Source organism: Psychrobacter sp., assembly GCF_041554015.1.
Classification (GTDB): domain Bacteria; phylum Pseudomonadota; class Gammaproteobacteria; order Pseudomonadales; family Moraxellaceae; genus Psychrobacter.
The window spans coordinates 18,077-35,564 of the sequence record NZ_JBFFMS010000008.1 but is presented as its reverse complement, the minus strand read 5'-3'; the positions used below and the strand labels follow the sequence as shown (position 1 = coordinate 35,564).

Annotated in this window: 13 protein-coding genes; 5 read left to right on the top strand and 8 right to left on the bottom strand. The window is 44.2% G+C overall.

All coding sequences use genetic code 11. The features are described 5' to 3' along the window. Positions 1–37: 37 nt before the first annotated feature. Both ABYU67_RS04020 and ABYU67_RS04015 read right to left on the bottom strand, forming a co-directional pair. On the bottom strand, positions 38–2,080 hold the full coding sequence (locus ABYU67_RS04020; protein ID WP_372843722.1) for a BCCT family transporter: 2,043 nt from the start codon (positions 2,078–2,080) through the stop codon (positions 38–40). 288 nt (positions 2,081–2,368) lie between these two features. Then, on the bottom strand, positions 2,369–2,809 hold the full coding sequence (locus tag ABYU67_RS04015; RefSeq protein ID WP_372843721.1) for an HIT family protein: 441 nt from the start codon (positions 2,807–2,809) through the stop codon (positions 2,369–2,371). A gap of 234 nt (positions 2,810–3,043) precedes the next feature. Here ABYU67_RS04015 and ABYU67_RS04010 point away from each other — a divergent pair, with 234 nt between their 5' ends. The 3 genes from ABYU67_RS04010 to ABYU67_RS04000 all read left to right on the top strand — a co-directional run bounded on the left by ABYU67_RS04010 (position 3,044) and on the right by ABYU67_RS04000 (position 7,346). Beyond that, the gene (locus ABYU67_RS04010; RefSeq protein ID WP_372843720.1) at positions 3,044–3,799 is read left to right on the top strand and encodes a hypothetical protein; all 756 of its coding nucleotides are present in this window, start codon (positions 3,044–3,046) and stop codon (positions 3,797–3,799) included. A 181-nt stretch (positions 3,800–3,980) separates the two neighbouring features. Then, entirely contained in the window at positions 3,981–5,891 is a 1,911-nt protein-coding gene (ilvD, locus tag ABYU67_RS04005) for a dihydroxy-acid dehydratase (protein ID WP_372843719.1), read from the top strand. 207 nt (positions 5,892–6,098) lie between these two features. After that, complete coding sequence (locus tag ABYU67_RS04000; RefSeq protein WP_372843718.1) at positions 6,099–7,346, top strand: cation:proton antiporter; 1,248 nt, start codon at positions 6,099–6,101, stop codon at positions 7,344–7,346. Positions 7,347–7,416: 70 nt separating this feature from the next. Here ABYU67_RS04000 and ABYU67_RS03995 read toward each other — a convergent pair whose 3' ends face one another. The 4 genes from ABYU67_RS03995 to ABYU67_RS03980 form a co-directional block, all read right to left on the bottom strand. Beyond that, positions 7,417–8,883, bottom strand: coding sequence for a serine hydrolase domain-containing protein (locus tag ABYU67_RS03995; protein ID WP_372843717.1), 1,467 nt, complete (start codon positions 8,881–8,883; stop codon positions 7,417–7,419). 186 nt (positions 8,884–9,069) lie between these two features. Next, complete coding sequence (locus tag ABYU67_RS03990) at positions 9,070–9,669, bottom strand: serine/threonine protein phosphatase (protein WP_372843716.1); 600 nt, start codon at positions 9,667–9,669, stop codon at positions 9,070–9,072. A gap of 48 nt (positions 9,670–9,717) precedes the next feature. Beyond that, positions 9,718–10,632 (bottom strand): MaoC family dehydratase, encoded by a 915-nt coding sequence (locus ABYU67_RS03985; protein ID WP_372843715.1) that lies wholly within the window; start codon positions 10,630–10,632, stop codon positions 9,718–9,720. Between the two features lie 297 nt (positions 10,633–10,929). Continuing rightward, positions 10,930–12,330, bottom strand: coding sequence for a 3-oxoacyl-ACP reductase (locus ABYU67_RS03980; RefSeq protein WP_372843714.1), 1,401 nt, complete (start codon positions 12,328–12,330; stop codon positions 10,930–10,932). Positions 12,331–12,949: 619 nt separating this feature from the next. Between ABYU67_RS03980 and ABYU67_RS03975 the strand changes: the two genes are divergently transcribed. Both ABYU67_RS03975 and ppk2 read left to right on the top strand, forming a co-directional pair. Next, positions 12,950–14,566, top strand: coding sequence for an acetyl-CoA C-acetyltransferase (locus ABYU67_RS03975; RefSeq protein WP_372843713.1), 1,617 nt, complete (start codon positions 12,950–12,952; stop codon positions 14,564–14,566). A gap of 198 nt (positions 14,567–14,764) precedes the next feature. Continuing rightward, complete coding sequence (ppk2, locus tag ABYU67_RS03970) at positions 14,765–15,778, top strand: polyphosphate kinase 2 (protein ID WP_372843712.1); 1,014 nt, start codon at positions 14,765–14,767, stop codon at positions 15,776–15,778. A gap of 89 nt (positions 15,779–15,867) precedes the next feature. Here ppk2 and ABYU67_RS03965 read toward each other — a convergent pair whose 3' ends face one another. Both ABYU67_RS03965 and ABYU67_RS03960 read right to left on the bottom strand, forming a co-directional pair. After that, complete coding sequence (locus ABYU67_RS03965; protein ID WP_372843711.1) at positions 15,868–16,215, bottom strand: PilZ domain-containing protein; 348 nt, start codon at positions 16,213–16,215, stop codon at positions 15,868–15,870. Positions 16,216–16,352: 137 nt separating this feature from the next. Beyond that, a complete protein-coding gene (locus ABYU67_RS03960; protein ID WP_372843710.1) occupies positions 16,353–17,453 on the bottom strand; it encodes a DNA polymerase III subunit delta' in 1,101 nt (366 codons plus the stop codon). Positions 17,454–17,488 lie beyond the last annotated feature (35 nt).

Below are 17,488 nucleotides of genomic sequence, written 5' to 3'. Positions count from 1 at the left end.
TGCCCTAATACATATTAAATATTCATAGCCAAACCGTCTATTTATCAAACACACTACCCTGCTCCAAGGTAATATCTTCATCATGCTCTTGCATACGCCAAGGCAAGCTATTAGGTGATTCATCTAAAAAGTATAGATATTTTTCGAATTGATCGATGATATCGTTAATGACTGACTCAGATTGATAGCCGTACAAGTCATAAGTTTGACCGCCCCGGCGCAGATACACTTGCGCGCGGTAAGAATGTTCCTGCGCTGTATTGGTAGTTGTGCCTTTTTTATAGTAGTCAGGGGTATCGCGATGCGTTAAGCGTACCTCATACCAGAATTCTACGTCATCGCCACGTTGTAGCTCCAATACCGCACGGTTATTGGTGACATCATAGTTTACTTCAGGTAGCCAGCCTGTCTCTTTAAACTTTTCGGCCACTTCAGTCATCGACGACATAACCGTGCCTTTAATATAGCCTAAAACATCCTCACGGCTCGGCTGCTCAGTGATGTAATCGATTCGATCACGCCAAGCATCAAGCTTAAGCAGATGCGGCGGCAAATGATTTTCGTTCGCCAAACTCTCATTACGGTGACCTTCGATACGTAGCGCGCGCCACATACCAAACATCGCTATAAGTATGATCATCGTAAACGGCAAGGCGCTGACGATAGCGGCGGTTTGTAGCGCCTGTAGCCCCCCTGCTAGCAACAGCACAGAAGCAACAACGCCTAGTATCACCACCCAAAACGTGCGCTGCCATGCTGGCGTATCACTGCGCCCACCAGCTGCCAATGAGTCAATAACCAGCGACCCTGAATCAGATGAAGTAATAAAAAAGGTAATAATAAGCACCACTGCCAGTGCCGACACCACTTGCGTAAAAGGCAGATTCTCAAGTAACTTAAATAATGCAATGGCTTGATTGTTCTGTACTTCGCTAATTAATGATTCATAGCCTTGTACCATAATCATATGCAGCGCCGTATCACCGAACACAGCGAACCAAAAGAAAGTAAAAATTGTCGGTACTAGCATCACGCCCGCAATAAACTCACGAATGGTGCGACCACGACTGATTTTAGCAATAAATATGCCGACAAACGGTGACCACGAAATCGTCCACGCAAATATAAACAGCGTCCAACTGGTAATCCAATCGCCATGTTGATAGGCCTGCAAGCTAAAGGTACGCTCAACGATATTGCCCAGATAGCTACCAGTATTTTCCATAAAGGCATTTAAGATAAATACTGAAGGTCCAACGACAAACACAAATAGCATCAGCGCTGTGGCTAGTATCATATTCAAGATAGACAGTCTTTTTACCCCTTTGTCCATCCCGGCCAATACTGATATCAGTGCCAAACCCGTAATCAAAGTAATGGCAATGACCTGTACGGTGCTATTGACTGGGATACTAGGGACTAAGTAATTTAAGCCGGTGTTAATTTGTGAGACTGAAATACCCAAACTGGTTGCCAGTCCAAACAAGGTGCCCAAGATGGCGAACACATCAACCGCGTGCCCGATAGGGCCATATATTTTGTCACCGATCATAGGATAAAGTGTGGAGCGCATTGATAAAGGCAAACCTTGACGATAAGCAAAGTAAGCCAATGTTAAGGCAACAACGCCGTTGATTGCCCAAATATGAAATCCCCAGTGAAAATAAGCAATCTGCATCGCTTCTTTGGCAGCAGCAATGGTTTGAGGCTCTGACAGCGGCGGTGTTGCAAAATGTAGGACTGGTTCAGCGACACCATAAAACAGCAACGCAATGCCGTACCCTGCCGAAAATAGCATCGCAAACCATTCAATGAAGTTGTATTGCGCAGCGCCATGATCAGGACCAAGTTTGATACTGCCATAAGAAGAAAACGCCAGCACTACGATAAATATCAAAAATAGCGCTGTTGCCAGCATATAAAACCAACCAAACGTCTCAGTGGTAAAATTCAATACTTGCTCGAACAGACTACTGGCCAGTTGTGGGTTGACTGAAGCGCCTATCACTAGCAATATCATGACAATTGCCGTCGGTATAAATACTGGCATCAAGATGGTAGAGCGAGATAACTTACTCATGGGAAGTGATATCCTCAAAAGATTAACAAGACACAATAACAGTGCGGCAGTGCATTGTAGGATTAGTATGTTTACCGCTAAAGGCTAAAAGCATTTAGATAGAGTTGGATAACCATGATATTTATCACAGTCCTTGCCAAAATCCTAGATAATCGCTGATTTTGTAACACTACTTTAACGATTATTACATGACTATTACCAAGCAATAAAAAAGGCAGCTTGTTAGCTGCCTTTTTACCATTTCATAAATAGAGTTGACCCACTATAAAGTAACGCTTATTTGCAAGATTAACCTTCGATCACTGCTGCTAGTTGCTTAGCCATTGCAGCAAGCTCCTCATGATCCGCTTGCGTCACTGCATGGCGACCAAGCTCATGGATACTCGATGGGATCAGGTGCACATGATAGTGAAATACTGTCTGCCCCGCTTCTGCGCCGTTTAGCTGCATTTGGATAATGCCTTCACGCTTAAATACCTGACGCTGGGCTTGCATCACCTTTTTAGCCGTCATCAATACCGCTGCAGCGTATTCAGGCTCAAGCTCAGCCAAATCCACCGCTTTTTGCTTAGGAATGACCAAAACATGTCCCTTTGCTTGTGGCATGATATCCATAAAGGCGAGAGTTTTGTCATCTTCATAAACCTTATGATATGGAATGTCACCAGTTAGCATTTTGGCAAAGATATTATTGTCGTCATAAGAGGTTTGCTGATTGGCGTGGCTCATTGTTTGATTCCTTAAACGCTTATTATTAAATAAATTTCAGTATTATGGGGTTGCTTGTATCATGAAATATAGTGGACGAAATTTGGCTTAAGTACAAGTGCCGGATAATCACTGATTGATCTTCATAAACCGACCTAGCGCTCTCGTTTTGATTAATTTATTGGCAGCTCATACGCGATAAATGTTATATTAATCTACTCTATTAACGACCCTATCATAATGGATTTGACTGCCTTGCCAACTCAATTATCTCATAATACTGACACTGATACACAGTCTGCTATAGACGCTAGCCTAAACCATGAGGCAGGCGAGCAAGCGCTTGAGGTGAATAATCTGCCAGTCATTGACCCCAATGCTATTATCTTAGCGCATGCATTGACTGACAAGACCATCAGCTGGCGTATTCATAACTGTAAGGTTAGCAAAAACACAGTAACGCAAGATTTACCGCTGCCGTTTTTATACCATTATGACAGTTTGGACGATGCTGTTAAGCAGACATACCCCTTGACCCCAAAGCTACTGGCACAGTTCAACACCCCAATGAGTGTTCATGATGCTGCTAAACTTATGGGTATTGACGAAGCACTCATACCCAATCCATGGCATGTCAAAGTGATTGGCTCATTGGTGGTGTTTAGTGAAGCATTACAACTCGCTGTGCGCTTGCACTGGACCAATACTGGCAAAGAGACGCAGCAGATTTATACCCAAAATAAAGAGGACGCTATCTTTGCCGCTTTTAAAGATTGGCAGTTTTTTGGTCGTATTGATGTACTGTATAAAAACGACAAACAGGCGCTGATTAGTGTAGATGAACAAAGCATCGATACAGAAACCCATAAACCGCTACCGCTGGTGATAGAATCCCATACTGAATATCAACACTTGCCAGCAACTCACGCTTTGGTGGTCATTGCCAAGCTTGAAGCCGACAAGTCTGAACTTCCTTGGTTTGAAACCGCTATTTTGGAGTGGCTTGCATAAATGATTGACTTTCAAGTCTTAAACATGATGGGTTAATTGTTTTCAGTTACCCATATCTAATGGTATGGTAACGCCTTAGTATTATTCACTAGTACTCACCCTGCATAAAAAGCACACTATCAATATCGCAGCGGTGTCTGCACACATTAATAAATCTCGCTCATTTGTAAGGAAATATCACATGGATTATCGCTCAAAAACTTCTACTGGCGGTCGTAATATGGCAGGCGCTCGTGCCCTATGGCGTGCTACAGGTATGACTGATAGCGACTTTGGCAAACCGATTATCGCCATTGCCAACTCCTTTACTCAGTTTGTACCGGGTCATGTGCATCTAAAAGATTTGGGCCAAATGGTTGCTCGTGAGATTGAAAAAGCGGGCGGCGTTGCAAAAGAGTTTAATACCATTGCTGTCGATGATGGTATTGCTATGGGCCATAGCGGTATGCTGTACTCATTACCGAGTCGCGATTTGATTGCAGATTCTGTTGAATACATGGTCAATGCCCACTGTGCCGATGCGCTAGTCTGTATTTCTAACTGCGATAAAATCACCCCAGGTATGCTCATGGCAGCCATGCGCCTCAATATCCCAGTGGTCTTTATTTCAGGTGGCCCAATGGAGGCGGGTAAAATTATTGCCAGCACGGTTGCACACAGTCATAATAATGACGGTGGTAGCGATGTCCATAGCACTGATAGTAAAGGCAATGCCATTCGCAAGCTTGACCTTGTTGATGCGATGATGGATGCTGCTGATGATAGCATTAGTGATGAAGATGTTGCCGCGATTGAAGCCTCAGCATGCCCTACTTGTGGTTCGTGCTCTGGTATGTTTACTGCCAACTCAATGAACTGCTTGACCGAAGCTTTAGGATTGGCTTTACCGGGTAATGGCTCGTTATTAGCAACCCATTCACTGCGCCGCGAGCTATTCTTAGAAGCAGGTCGTACGATTGTGTCATTGGCCAAACGTCGCTATGAGCAAGATGATGATTCGGTACTACCGCGCTCTATCGCCACCAAGGCAGCCTTTGAAAATGCCATGACCCTAGATATTGCGATGGGCGGCTCAACCAATACGATTTTGCATCTACTAGCTGCCGCTAATGAAGCCGAAGTTGACTTTAAAATGCATGATATCGACCGTCTAAGTCGCGGCGTGCCTTGCCTATCGAAAGTTGCTCCTGCGTCACAAAAATATCATATGGAAGATGTGCATCGTGCGGGCGGTGTCTTTGCACTATTAGCCGAGCTTGATCGTGCTGGTTTGCTGCATACTGACTTGCCAACCATTCATAGTGCCACGATGAAAGAAGCCATCGATAAATGGGATATTATGAATCCTGACAATCTTGAAGCGCGTGCACGCTTTATCGCAGCCCCTGGTGGCGTACGTACTACTGAGGCCTTCTCACAATCAAAAGAATGGTCAAATCTGGACGTCAACCGAGAATCCGGCTGTATCCGTAGTGCCCAGAATGCCTATTCAGCTGACGGCGGCTTAGCAGTACTATATGGCAATATTGCTGAGCGGGGCTGCGTGGTCAAAACGGCTGGCGTTGATGACAGCATTTTGGTTTTCACTGGACGTGCGCGCATATTTGAATCACAAGATGACGCGGTAGCAGCGGTACTTGATGATCAAATCGTCGCAGGCGATGTGGTTATCATCCGCTATGAAGGTCCAAAAGGCGGACCGGGTATGCAAGAGATGCTGTATCCAACCACCTACCTAAAGTCTAAAGGCCTAGGTAAAGAGTGTGCGCTACTTACAGATGGTCGATTCTCTGGTGGTACATCCGGCTTGTCGATCGGTCATGCCAGCCCTGAAGCCGCTGAAGGCGGTGCGATTGGTTTAGTGATGGAGGGTGATACTATCCATATCGATATCCCAAACCGTACCATCAATATGCAGGTAAGTGATGCAGAGCTAGCTGCTCGCCGTGAGGAGATGGAAAGCCGCGGCAGTAAAGCGTGGAAACCTGTGAGCCGTGAGCGGTTTGTGACCCCTGCTCTACGTGCCTATGCCGCCATGACCACCAGTGCTGATACTGGCGCTGTACGCGATGTCAGTCAAGTTGAGCGTTAAACGTCACACTTAACCTAACGTTTTCCAGTGATATGAAGCCTGCGCAATGCAGGCTTTTTTTTCACCAAAAAACAACGTATCTGTCTATTTAAACACCATCTGATAACGATTTTTTGCGATATTTAAATGTTTTTACCGTCATTATAAACAGCTATTGAATGTGACTTTTTAAACTTTAAATGAAACATAACAGCGTGCACCAACCTCATGATTGAAAATTACAACTTATTCTTATTGGTTTGCGGCATTGCCTTCGTATTCGGTGCGTTATTTCCTATTATCTTTAAACGCACACCTATCTCCTTGCCGATGCTGCAACTAAGCTTCGGTCTACTGATGGGCTATTTTTGGACAAGTTTGACCTTTTTAAACCCTATCGATAATGGGGTCATTATCGAAAAACTGACTGAAATCGTGGTGCTGGTATCTTTGGTCGGTGCGGGTATCAAGATTGATACCGATCTATCTTGGCGCTTATGGCGTCCAACGATGCGCTTACTTTTGATTACCATGCCCATCGGTATTTTTGCGATGGCAGTCTTAGGTTATTATGCCTTTGGTATGACAGTAGGTGCTGCGATTTTATTGGGTGCTGTTCTAGCCCCGACAGATCCTGTACTGGCTTCTAGCATTCAAGTTGGACCGCCCAATACCGGAGGCGAAGATACACCACGCTTTACATTAACATCAGAGGCAGGGCTAAATGATGGTCTGGCATTCCCTTTTGTATATCTTGCGATTAAAATCGCAGAAGCCTATAGCGAAGGCGAGCGTTTTACGGGAGAGATGCTGTGGTCTTGGTTTACCCATGATGTACTTTGGAAGATTGGCGCAGGCTTAGTGGTCGGTATCCTTGTTGGCAAATTGATGGCAAAGCTGGTGTTCTCACAATATAGCCGTGAGACAACGATGTCCCAAGGCTATGTCGTCATTGCCCTAACTTTAGTGGCATATGGTTTAGCAGAGTACGTCGATAGCTACGGCTTTATCGCCGTGTTTGTGGCAGCATTTGCCTTTAGGCGCTCAGAATGTGAGCACAGCTACCATCACAAATTGCATGATTTCGCCGAGCAATCAGAAGGCTTACTGATGTCACTGGTGCTGGTCATCTTTGGTATGTTCTTAGGTCAAGGTTTGCAAGCAGGCGTTGAGCTGACATGGCGTGTCTATATTGTCAGCTTTACTTTCTTATTGCTGATTCGTCCGCTTGGCGGCTTTATTGCTTTATCAGGACTCAATTTACCCCGTACTGAAAAATACGCCATATCAGCCTTGGGTATCCGCGGCATTGGGACATTATATTATTTGTCCTATGCGCTTAACCAAGGGTTTTTTAATGATGAAGACGCCCTAAAGCTTTGGATAGTATGCTCCATTGTGATTTTAGCCTCTATTTTTATCCACGGTTTAACGGCAAAGCAGCTGCTTAAAATGACGCCAAAGCAAGTGCAATAATAGGCCAAAATAATAGGCTAAATAGCCTTTTTCTCATTAACAGCTAACGCTCACAAAGCATTAAGTCTGATTAACGCTCAGCATCAATCAGACTTAATACTGCTTCGGTCAGCGCAAACTGGCGGATATCATTGAGCATAGTCACATCAAAGTTATGAATAAAGGCAAACGATAGCTGCCGCTCAGGATCGCACCACGCAACTGAGCCGTTATAGCCCATATGACCAAAAGCTTGTGGCATATCATCTGGTGTAGTATCGGCAGTTATATCAATACGATTATTTTGACATATACTAAAACGGCGATGATACCCCAGGCGCCAATCCATATGAGCTGGCATCACCGCATCCATACCAGTGACCTGCGGCGTTGATAGCTGTTTAAAAGTTGCCTCATCAATAAGCGTCTTTCCTTGCCACACGCCCCCACTGGCAAGCATCGCATAAATCGTTGCCAATGCCTGGGCTGATGCAACGCCATTAGCAGCAGGAATAGAGGCTTGCAAGGTCTGCGGATGATAATAGTCGATCGGCTCTTTGCTCGCGAGTAGCAAGGCTGCTTTATAATTTTTAAGATTCAGCTGACTGTTATCAAAGTACAAACGATTGATTTGTGCTGTATCCAATGCTGGCAATGTTTCAGCTGCTGCATTATTATTATCGGCTGCTTTTAATTGGCTTACAGATTGATTGGCAGCTTGTTGTTGCCAGCAGCCGTAGCTTGGTAAATGACGATAAGTCTGCAACGTATCTACTGAATCTGGTTTTAAAACAGGTTTATGACGGCGAGAGCGTGGCTGCGGTTGGGCATTTTCTTGTACGTTCTCGATTGTATCTTCTGCTGAGTGAAAATTTTTGACCAATCGCGCCACTTTGTCGATTTGATTGTCTGGCACCCCAAAATAACAACTATCCGCAATACCTAATGGCTCCGTTAGATAATAACGCAGCGCCTCAGCTAGCGTCATATCAGTAACCGCTTCTATCACACCGCCCAATACCCAACCATAAACCAAAGCGCTGTACGCACTGTCATATAAATCAGCTTGCTCGGGGGCAGTCACGGGCATTGCGGCAATTTTTTCTAGCATCATATTCCAATCAAGGACGTTTTGATTATCGATATCGATACTTTGAATCGAGAATAGATCGGCTTGATGTGACATCACGCTTCGTAAAGTGATGTTATCTTTATTGTGAGCCGCGAATGCCGGCCAGTAATGAGCAATCGGTAGGTCATAATCCAGTTTTTTTTGTGAAACCAACACATGAACCAGTGTTGCCAAGATACCCTTTCCAGTTGAGAAGTTCAAAGATAATGTATCTGTACCCCATGCCAAATCCGCACGCGCCAGTCCCACACTTGCTTGCGCGATACATTTTCCAGCCTGATAGACCACCAGTGCCCCACCAGCTGGCGCATCATCAAGCTGCAAATCTTTTAGCAACTGCTGCAGGCGAGATTGAAGATGATTGTCATTATCTTGGCTGTGATTTTGATGAGTGATTTGAGAGTTATATTCTTTATTATTTATCATCTGTGCTCTACTTGGTTTTATAGGTGTGAAATTATTTATATCAAACATAATAAATTGTGCTATTCGTCTGTAGCCTAACGGGTGTCCATAAGACCGCAAATATTATGTCAGTTGAAAGCCAACTTTAAATGGTTAGCAATAAAAAAGGCAACTCTTTGGTCGCCTTTTTTATTAGATTGATAGGAGTTAACGCGGCACTAACAATCGATTATGAACCTCTTCTGCAAGTTTAGTCAAACCATGACTACGCCCGCGCTCCATAGCCGTATCCATTTTACGTCCGCGTAACCAACCAGCCCGCAAAGCAATGGCAGCACCAACACGATTGCCAGAGCCGCAATGCATGGCGATTTTTTTACCATGATGCTGACGTAGTATGTTATCAAATGCCAGCATCTTTAGCTGTTTCAAATCATTAGCGCCACTAATGGGTAGCTGCTCATAATCCATACCGGCACTCTCAACAGCAGCTTTTTCATCGAAGCTTAGCTCATCATCAGCTTGCAAGTTAATCACTACCTCAACCGCAGCTGCAGCCAACGCTGCCACTTTATCCTCATCAAGCGCCCCGCATACAATGGTATTCTCATCAGGACGAAAATATGGCTCAAATATGGTGGCAAGATTGATGCCATTATCGGTAGCGCTTTCAGCATTGTTATCTGTACTGATGTCTGTACTGACATTCGCCTTAACATCTGTATTTTGAGCATGATCAACAGAGTTTGTTGCCGCCGCTAGATTATCAGAAGGAGCCGTGCTTGTCGCATTTTTATGTAAAGTCATAAGGATACATGTATTCGTTAGCAATGGTATTAATATAGAAATAAGAGATTATTTATCTGTATCTTGTGTAATCACACCGGCAAGATGCGGCTTGTCATTTTTAGCACTAAACAAGCCAAACTGACAAGTATCTGCTTTGTCTGCTAACTGAGTCAATGGTTCAGCGATAAGCTCTACTTCAGATGGTAAGAAAATAGGCAGCTTAAATGATACCTCAACTGTGCAAGCATCGGGCAGCTCGCCCATCATCGCCAAACATTTTGCTTTTGACCACATACCATGGGCAATAGCTTTTGGGAAACCAAAGGCACGCGCAGACAATGGATGCAAATGAATCAGGTTAAAATCCCCAGAGACAAAGGCATAACGGCGACCGATATCCTCTGGTACTTCAAAAATACTGTGCACGCCCTCTTCGTTGACCGCAGGCTTAGTCGTTACTGGACGAGGTGCGCTCTTTTTATCCTTACTACTGGCAGGTTTTTTACTGCGTGATAGATAGGTAGATGTGCCTTCCCAAAGGATTTCGTCTGCTGATGTTACTGTGGTGACAAAATCAAACTGCTGACCTTGGGCATGGTCACGCAAATTATCAAACTTTACTGCCATGGCAACCGTTTCATTCTGCTCAATAGCACGGTACTGGGTCACGCTGTTATCGACATGTACTAGCCCTAGCATAGCAAACGGAAATGGCTCTTTGACCATCATATTCATCTGTAACGCTTGTGACAGTACCGAAAAGTAGGTGATTGGCACATGACCATTGTCTACAAAACCACAAATCTTACGATAGTCATCAAGATTACTTTGGTCAATATGCAAGTCATCTACATAATAAGTCGCTTGTGGCAACTCATCGCGGCTGACTTTACCACTGTTACCGATAGGCAACAGGCTTTTGACAATATTGGCATAGGTAGTATGGGCTTTTGGCAACGCGTCATAATGTTTGTCTGACATAATAGATCCTAAGTAGGGCTTGAGCAGTTTTTTGGTGATAGTAAATATACTATGAATGGATGAGTTAACATATAGGGTAAGCGCATAAAACAGACGCAACGTTCTTTAACTTATTATTACTGTGTTTTTATCATAAAAAAGCCACCCTTGGGCAGCTTTATTACAATTTATCAGCAATTTTTCGTAAGCATATGTGAGCTAATTTTAATACCTTGTTGAATCAAGACTATGAACGACCAGCTTTATAGCTCACGCAGCCATCACTCTTATTTGTATTTTTAGCCAATAGCAGGGCAATTATGCACCCAATAAGCTTTGACCACAAACGCGGACGACGTTACCATTTAGACCACCAGAGGCAGGTGATGCAAACCAAGCGATGGTTTCTGCAACGTCAACTGGCAAGCCACCTTGGCTCATCGAGTTCATACGGCGACCTGCTTCACGGATAGCAAATGGAATCGCTTCAGTCATTTGCGTTTCGATAAATCCAGGCGCAACCGCATTAATGGTCATGCCCTTGGCATTGTCTTCTAACTGTTTGGCAGTTGCATTGACCAAGCCAATGACCCCAGCTTTTGAGGTCGCATAGTTGGTTTGACCCAAGTTACCAGCGATACCTGAGATTGAAGACACACAGACGATACGCGCATCATTTTTTAATACATCGTTATCTAGTAAATAACGGTTTAACTTGGCGATACTACCCAAGTTAATATTGAGCACCATATCCCACTGCTTCTCATCCATATTTGCCAGTGTTTTATCACGGGTAATACCAGCATTATGAATCACGGCATCCAAACCACCTCGTTTTTGCGCCGCTTCTGCGATTTCTTTACCAGCGTCATCGCTAGTGATATCTACTGTCAAAGCCGAGCCACTGATTTCACTTGCTACTTTTTGCAAGTCAGCTTGCTGCTGCGGTACATCTAAACAGATCACATGGGTGCCTTCACGAGCCAATACACGGGCGATTGCCTCACCAATACCGCGGCTTGCACCAGTGACGAGCATGGTTTTGCCGCCCAATGGCTGGTTCCAATCGACATCGACATTAGCGCCGTTACTGACACGTACTACCTGTCCTGATACATAGGCTGAACGCGCTGAAGTGAAAAAGCGTAGCGTTGAGTCTAAGTTTTGTTCAGCACCTTCTGCCACATAGATAAGCTGTGCGGTAATACCACGCTTGAACTCTTTACCGACAGACTTCACAAAACCTTCAAGGGCACGCTGAGCCAATGCCGCTTCGATATCCGTCAACGCTTCTGGTGGACGACCGATGACAATCACTCGACCTGATTTTTCGACACGGCGCGCCACACTATGAAAGAACTCATATACTTGTTTGAGTTCTTCAGCATTACTGATATTACTGGCATCAAATAATAAAACTTTGAACTTATCATCACTACCTGAATTGACTTTGGCTTTAATGCCTGTCTCCGTTAGGATATCTTTTACAGCATCACCACTGTTTACAAACACTTCCGTATGTAGCTCTGACAAGATACGCGCTACTGACGCACTAACTGCATTATCGCCACCATTAGCACGTCCAACTAGGACGCTGCCACGTACCAAAGGCTGTCCACTATCAAAGCGGTCAAGATCTACAGGCATTGGTAAACCTAGGTTCTTTGCGACCTTTTTACCAATAGACGACTGAACAAAATCACCATAACGGTCTGACATAATATAATCCTTTAATTGATGAGTAAAATAATAGTAAATAAGAATAAGATGTATCTATGATGAAATGCACGCTATTAAAGTGCCTGTAGCATAAAGGTACGTGTACAAAGCGGCATTTACATCAGCATTTATAAATAATATGTGCTTATAAAATAGGTTAAAAACGCTCTTAACTATACACATTCATAGGGAATAAGTCCAAAAGCCACTAATGTCCATAGCAATATGTAGACAAGCCAGTATACAGGAGGGTCTGTTTTTCTGCCGTTAAAGGATTTTAATATATGCTAAAATAAGACCTATAAGTTATAGCAAACCCATTTATCGATAACAATATATTATCAAAATTGCGATTATGCAATGTTTTTAATCGATACCAGTCAGTTTATAAACCCTGTATTTGTCCTTGCAAACACTGTCATATCCGAGGTTAAGCGTCACATCGTTTGCTAAAGAGATACAGTAAGGTTATAAAAAACGTCTTATGCTGTATGGCAATAATGTGTAATATATAGCGCAATAAATGGTAATACGCATTCAAGTACGTTCAGAAAAAAGACTGTTATTATTTAATGACTTCCCTTTCCTACTTCTACCCATATTTTTTAAGGATAATATTATGAGTAACAAAAACAATCACCCAGATAGCCCTGTTGTTGAAACCTCTGTGGTAAAAGCCAGTGATACAAAAAGCAGCGAGACTGCTGTAAAATCAGACGCCACTGATGCTAAAAAAACCGACACAAAAGCAGCAGAACCAAAAGCTGATAGCGCTAAGAAAGAATCTTCAGTAAAAGACAGTGTCACTGCTGCTACAAAAGAGGATAACGCCTCTAAAGAAAGTGCCACGAGCCATAACAACGATAAAAAAGAGACGGCTAAAAAGCCTGATACAGCTCCTACCAAAAAAGCAAACAGTGTGGCAAGTAAAGCCAATACAGTAAAGCTTAGCTCAGGTCAGAACCGTGTGGCTATCTTAGGTGGCAACCGTATTCCATTTGCTCGCTCAAATGGTGCGTATGCTGATGTTAGTAACACTGACATGCTAACGGCTGCGTTAGATGGTTTGGTTGAGCGTTTTAACTTACAAGACGAAAAAATCGGTGAAGTGGTTGCAGGTGCGGTCATGAAACTGAGCCGCGACATCAATCTTACTCGTGAAGCGACATTAAATACGGCGCTTAACCCACATACCCCAACCTATGATATCTCTCAAGCCTGCGGTACTGGCTTGCAGGCGACCTTTGCTTCTGCCAATAAAATCGCCCTTGGCATCATCGATTCAGCCATTACGGGCGGGGTTGATACGACCTCTGATGCGCCTATCGCTGTTGGTGATGGCTTACGTAAAGTATTGATTAAATTGGGCGCAGCTAAAGACAATAAACAACGCTTAAAAGCACTCATGGATTTAAATCCAAAAGACTTACTTGATACGCCGCAAAATGGCGAGCCACGTACCGGTTTATCTATGGGCGATCATCAAGCGATCACCACCCTTGAATGGAACATCAGCCGTGAAGCGCAAGATGAGCTTGCTTTTAATAGCCATCAAAACCTAGCACGCGCTTATGACGAAGGTTTCTTTGATGATTTAATCACGCCATATAAAGGTCTGACTCGCGATAACAACTTGCGCCCAGATACCACTTTAGAAAAACTTGCTAAACTCAAACCTGTCTTTGGCAAAAAGAATGCCAAGCCAACCATGACCGCTGCTAACTCTACGCCATTAACAGATGGCGCCTCTTGTATCTTATTAGGTACTGACGAGTGGGCTGCCGCACATGGTCTAAAACCATTGGCTTATATTACTCATCAAGAAACAGCGGCGGTTGATTTTATCGGCAAATCTGGTGATACAGAAGGTCTATTGATGGCACCTGCTTATGCCGTACCGCGTATGCTTGAGCGTGCTGGCTTGACGCTACAAGATTTCGATTTTTATGAAATCCATGAAGCTTTTGCGTCACAAGTCTTGTCAACGCTAGCTGCGTGGGAAGATGAGAAGTTCTGTGAAGAACGTCTAGGTCTTGATGCGCCACTAGGCTCTATCGATCGTAGCAAATTAAACGTCAACGGCTCATCACTTGCCGCAGGTCATCCATTTGCTGCAACTGGCGGTCGTATCTTAGCTACGGCTGCTAAGCTGCTAAATCAAAAAGGTTCAGGTCGTGCACTTATCTCTATCTGCGCCGCCGGTGGTCAAGGTGTGACTTGTATCCTAGAAAAATAACAGCATAGCTCGTAGAATTTATCAAGTCGTCACACCTACCCTTTAATCTATCGATTAAAGGGTATTTTTTTATCTAGACAATCTTAGATACTGTATTAGAACAATAATGAAGCCTGCGCGACTCATTAGATTGCAGCATGCTGTGCTAAAGTAAGTCTCTGTTTAAAACATAATAAAAATATCTATCAGGAGCGCATCATGGGTAAAAACCCCTCAATAATTAACCCAACCTCTTTAACTGAGCAAGAACGCAGTAAATTAACCTCATCTGAACAAGCAACTTATATCAAACGTATGGATAAAGATCTCTTAAATGATGAGCTAAAACGTAAGATGCACTTAGACTTAATTGACAGCTATGATGAAGAGCTTGAGAACGAGATAGACGATTATGTACGTGACTTTCGTTTTGATGGTCGCGAAATGAGCGAGCAAGAACGGTTAGATCGGCGTACTTACTTTCAGGAACTGGTGCGTCTGCAACGGGAGCTGATCAAACTGCAAGATTGGGTCGTTGATTGCGGCGAGCGCATTGTGGTGATATTTGAAGGGCGTGATTCTGCGGGTAAAGGTGGGGCGATTAAACGTATCACCCAACGACTAAACCCGCGTGTTTGCCGAGTGGCAGCACTACCTGCACCGACCGAACGTGAGCAGTCACAATGGTATTTTCAGCGTTATGTGGCGCATCTACCTGCTGCTGGTGAAATCGTCTTATTTGATCGTAGTTGGTATAACCGTGTGGGCGTTGAGCGGGTCATGGGGTTTTGTACAGACGCGCAATATGAAGAATTTTTCCAATCGGTGCCAGAGTTTGAGCGGATGCTGGTACGTTCAGGCATTCGCTTGGTAAAATATTGGTTTTCGATTACTGATGATGAACAGCATTCTCGCTTTATGAGCCGGATTCATGACCCTCTTAAACAGTGGAAGCTGTCGGCGATGGATTTGCAATCACGGCGGCGCTGGGAAGATTATACCAAAGCAAAAGAGACCATGTTTGAACGTACGCATATTCCTGAAGCGCCTTGGTGGGTGGTTGAGGGCAATAATAAAAAACGTGCTAGGCTCAACTGTATTGCCCATTTACTTGAGCAAATCCCTTATAAAGAAGTGCCACGCGATGAGGTAGAGCTACCTGATCGTAAGCGTGATGATGAATATTATCGCGAGCCTATTCCTGATGACATGTATGTGCCGCCGCGCTATTAGTATTGTTCTAATCTTTAAAATATCACTCATAACAAAGCAGCCTGACAAGAATATCAGGCTACTTTTTTATCTCATACTAAAAATGAACTCTACATCGTATAAGTAGCTTGCAAGCTATCAATCTTACCTGCTAATAGACGCTCAACCTCGTTTTTAATCCTAAGCCCAGCGACATCCGTGCCCATTTGCACCGCAAAACCTACTGGTCGACCACTTTGGGCTTTGGAATTGATCCAAACCACCTTACCGTTCATGGGCAAACGCTCGCTAGAATTGGGCAAAGTGACAGCGATAAAGACTTCATCGCCCAGCTTTTGCACTCGATCAGACGGCACAAACAATGCCCCATTGGTAACAAAAGACAGATAGCTTGCATATAGCATATCTATGTTTTCAATATGACAGGTTAAAATCCCACCACGTCCTGGCATTGCCATAGTCAGCTTCCTTTATCCATGAGGTTTATAGTAATTTTGACACAGGGTGATGTTGCATGGTGTCAGAGCATAAATACTGACAATAATTTTAGTAGTATGCACTGACATACAAACGTATTTTTAAGCTTTATTAGCGATTATAAGTAAGCCAACTCTTGCATCAGCTTATCATAGGCAAATTTTTCTTGCACGTTTTGTTGCAGCGCAGTTTTTGTCTGCTGTAAGCTATGTACAAACGCCTCTAGAGCATCATCAGTAGGTTGATGTTCCGTTAAATTGATTGGAAAATGAATGTCTTTTTGCTGCGCATCAAAGCCCAATCCAACACGGCGGATATCGAGTATCATAAGTTCAGACAGCTGGATAAATTCGGCAATATCAAGCTGGGTTTGCCAATAGTCACTTGCCGCCACACTACTGCGCTTACCACTACGCAAAGCCTGCCATGTCGTCAGCCATAGTGCGCGTTTGCTATACCATGGCGCCTGAGCCAGTGTCACAGCAGCTAAAGGCGCGCCATTTGCCAGCTGGATAAGCTGCTCAATAGCACTCGTACCAACCGCTTCACGATGGATAGTACTGCCCAAGGCTTGAGTCACATAAGTCACTGCGATAGCAGGGTCAATCGTCTGTAATGCCAGCTGCTGAACACGGCTCTTAATCGTTGGCAATAGCTGCGCAGGGGCATCACTAATCAGAAATAAATGGACTTGTGCTTGGGGCTCCTCCAAAGTTTTAAGTAGCGCATTGGCAGCGGCAATGGTCATCTTTTCAGCATGATCGAGTACGCAAATACGCATCCCCTGCCCGCCTTGATAAATAAAAGGCTGTAGAGCACGGATATCGTCTATTTTTATTTTTAGTGAGGCGTTACTAGCAGTCTTCGTAGGTTTTTTATCTTTTGCCGTGCTATTCGCAGCCTCATTATTATTAGCATTATCGGCACTGACTGGCAGGCTCACTAGCGGTAATGTCTGCAAGCTTGGATGCGTACCTGATCTGAGCCATTGACAGCTCTCACAATGACCACAAGCACCAAGTGGATGCTCATCGCGCGCGCGGCACAATAGCCATGCTACCAAGCGCCATACAAAAGCGCGCTTGCCCATCCCTTGCATACCAGCCGCTAACAGTGCATGTGGTAATGATTGCTGCGGTGCCAATACACGCTGCGTCAGCTGTGACCAAAGCGTCTGTTGCCATGGCAGTAGCGGCGCAAAATAAATATCATCAGTCATATTTGTCCGCTCACTCATGGCAATCGTTGAATTCT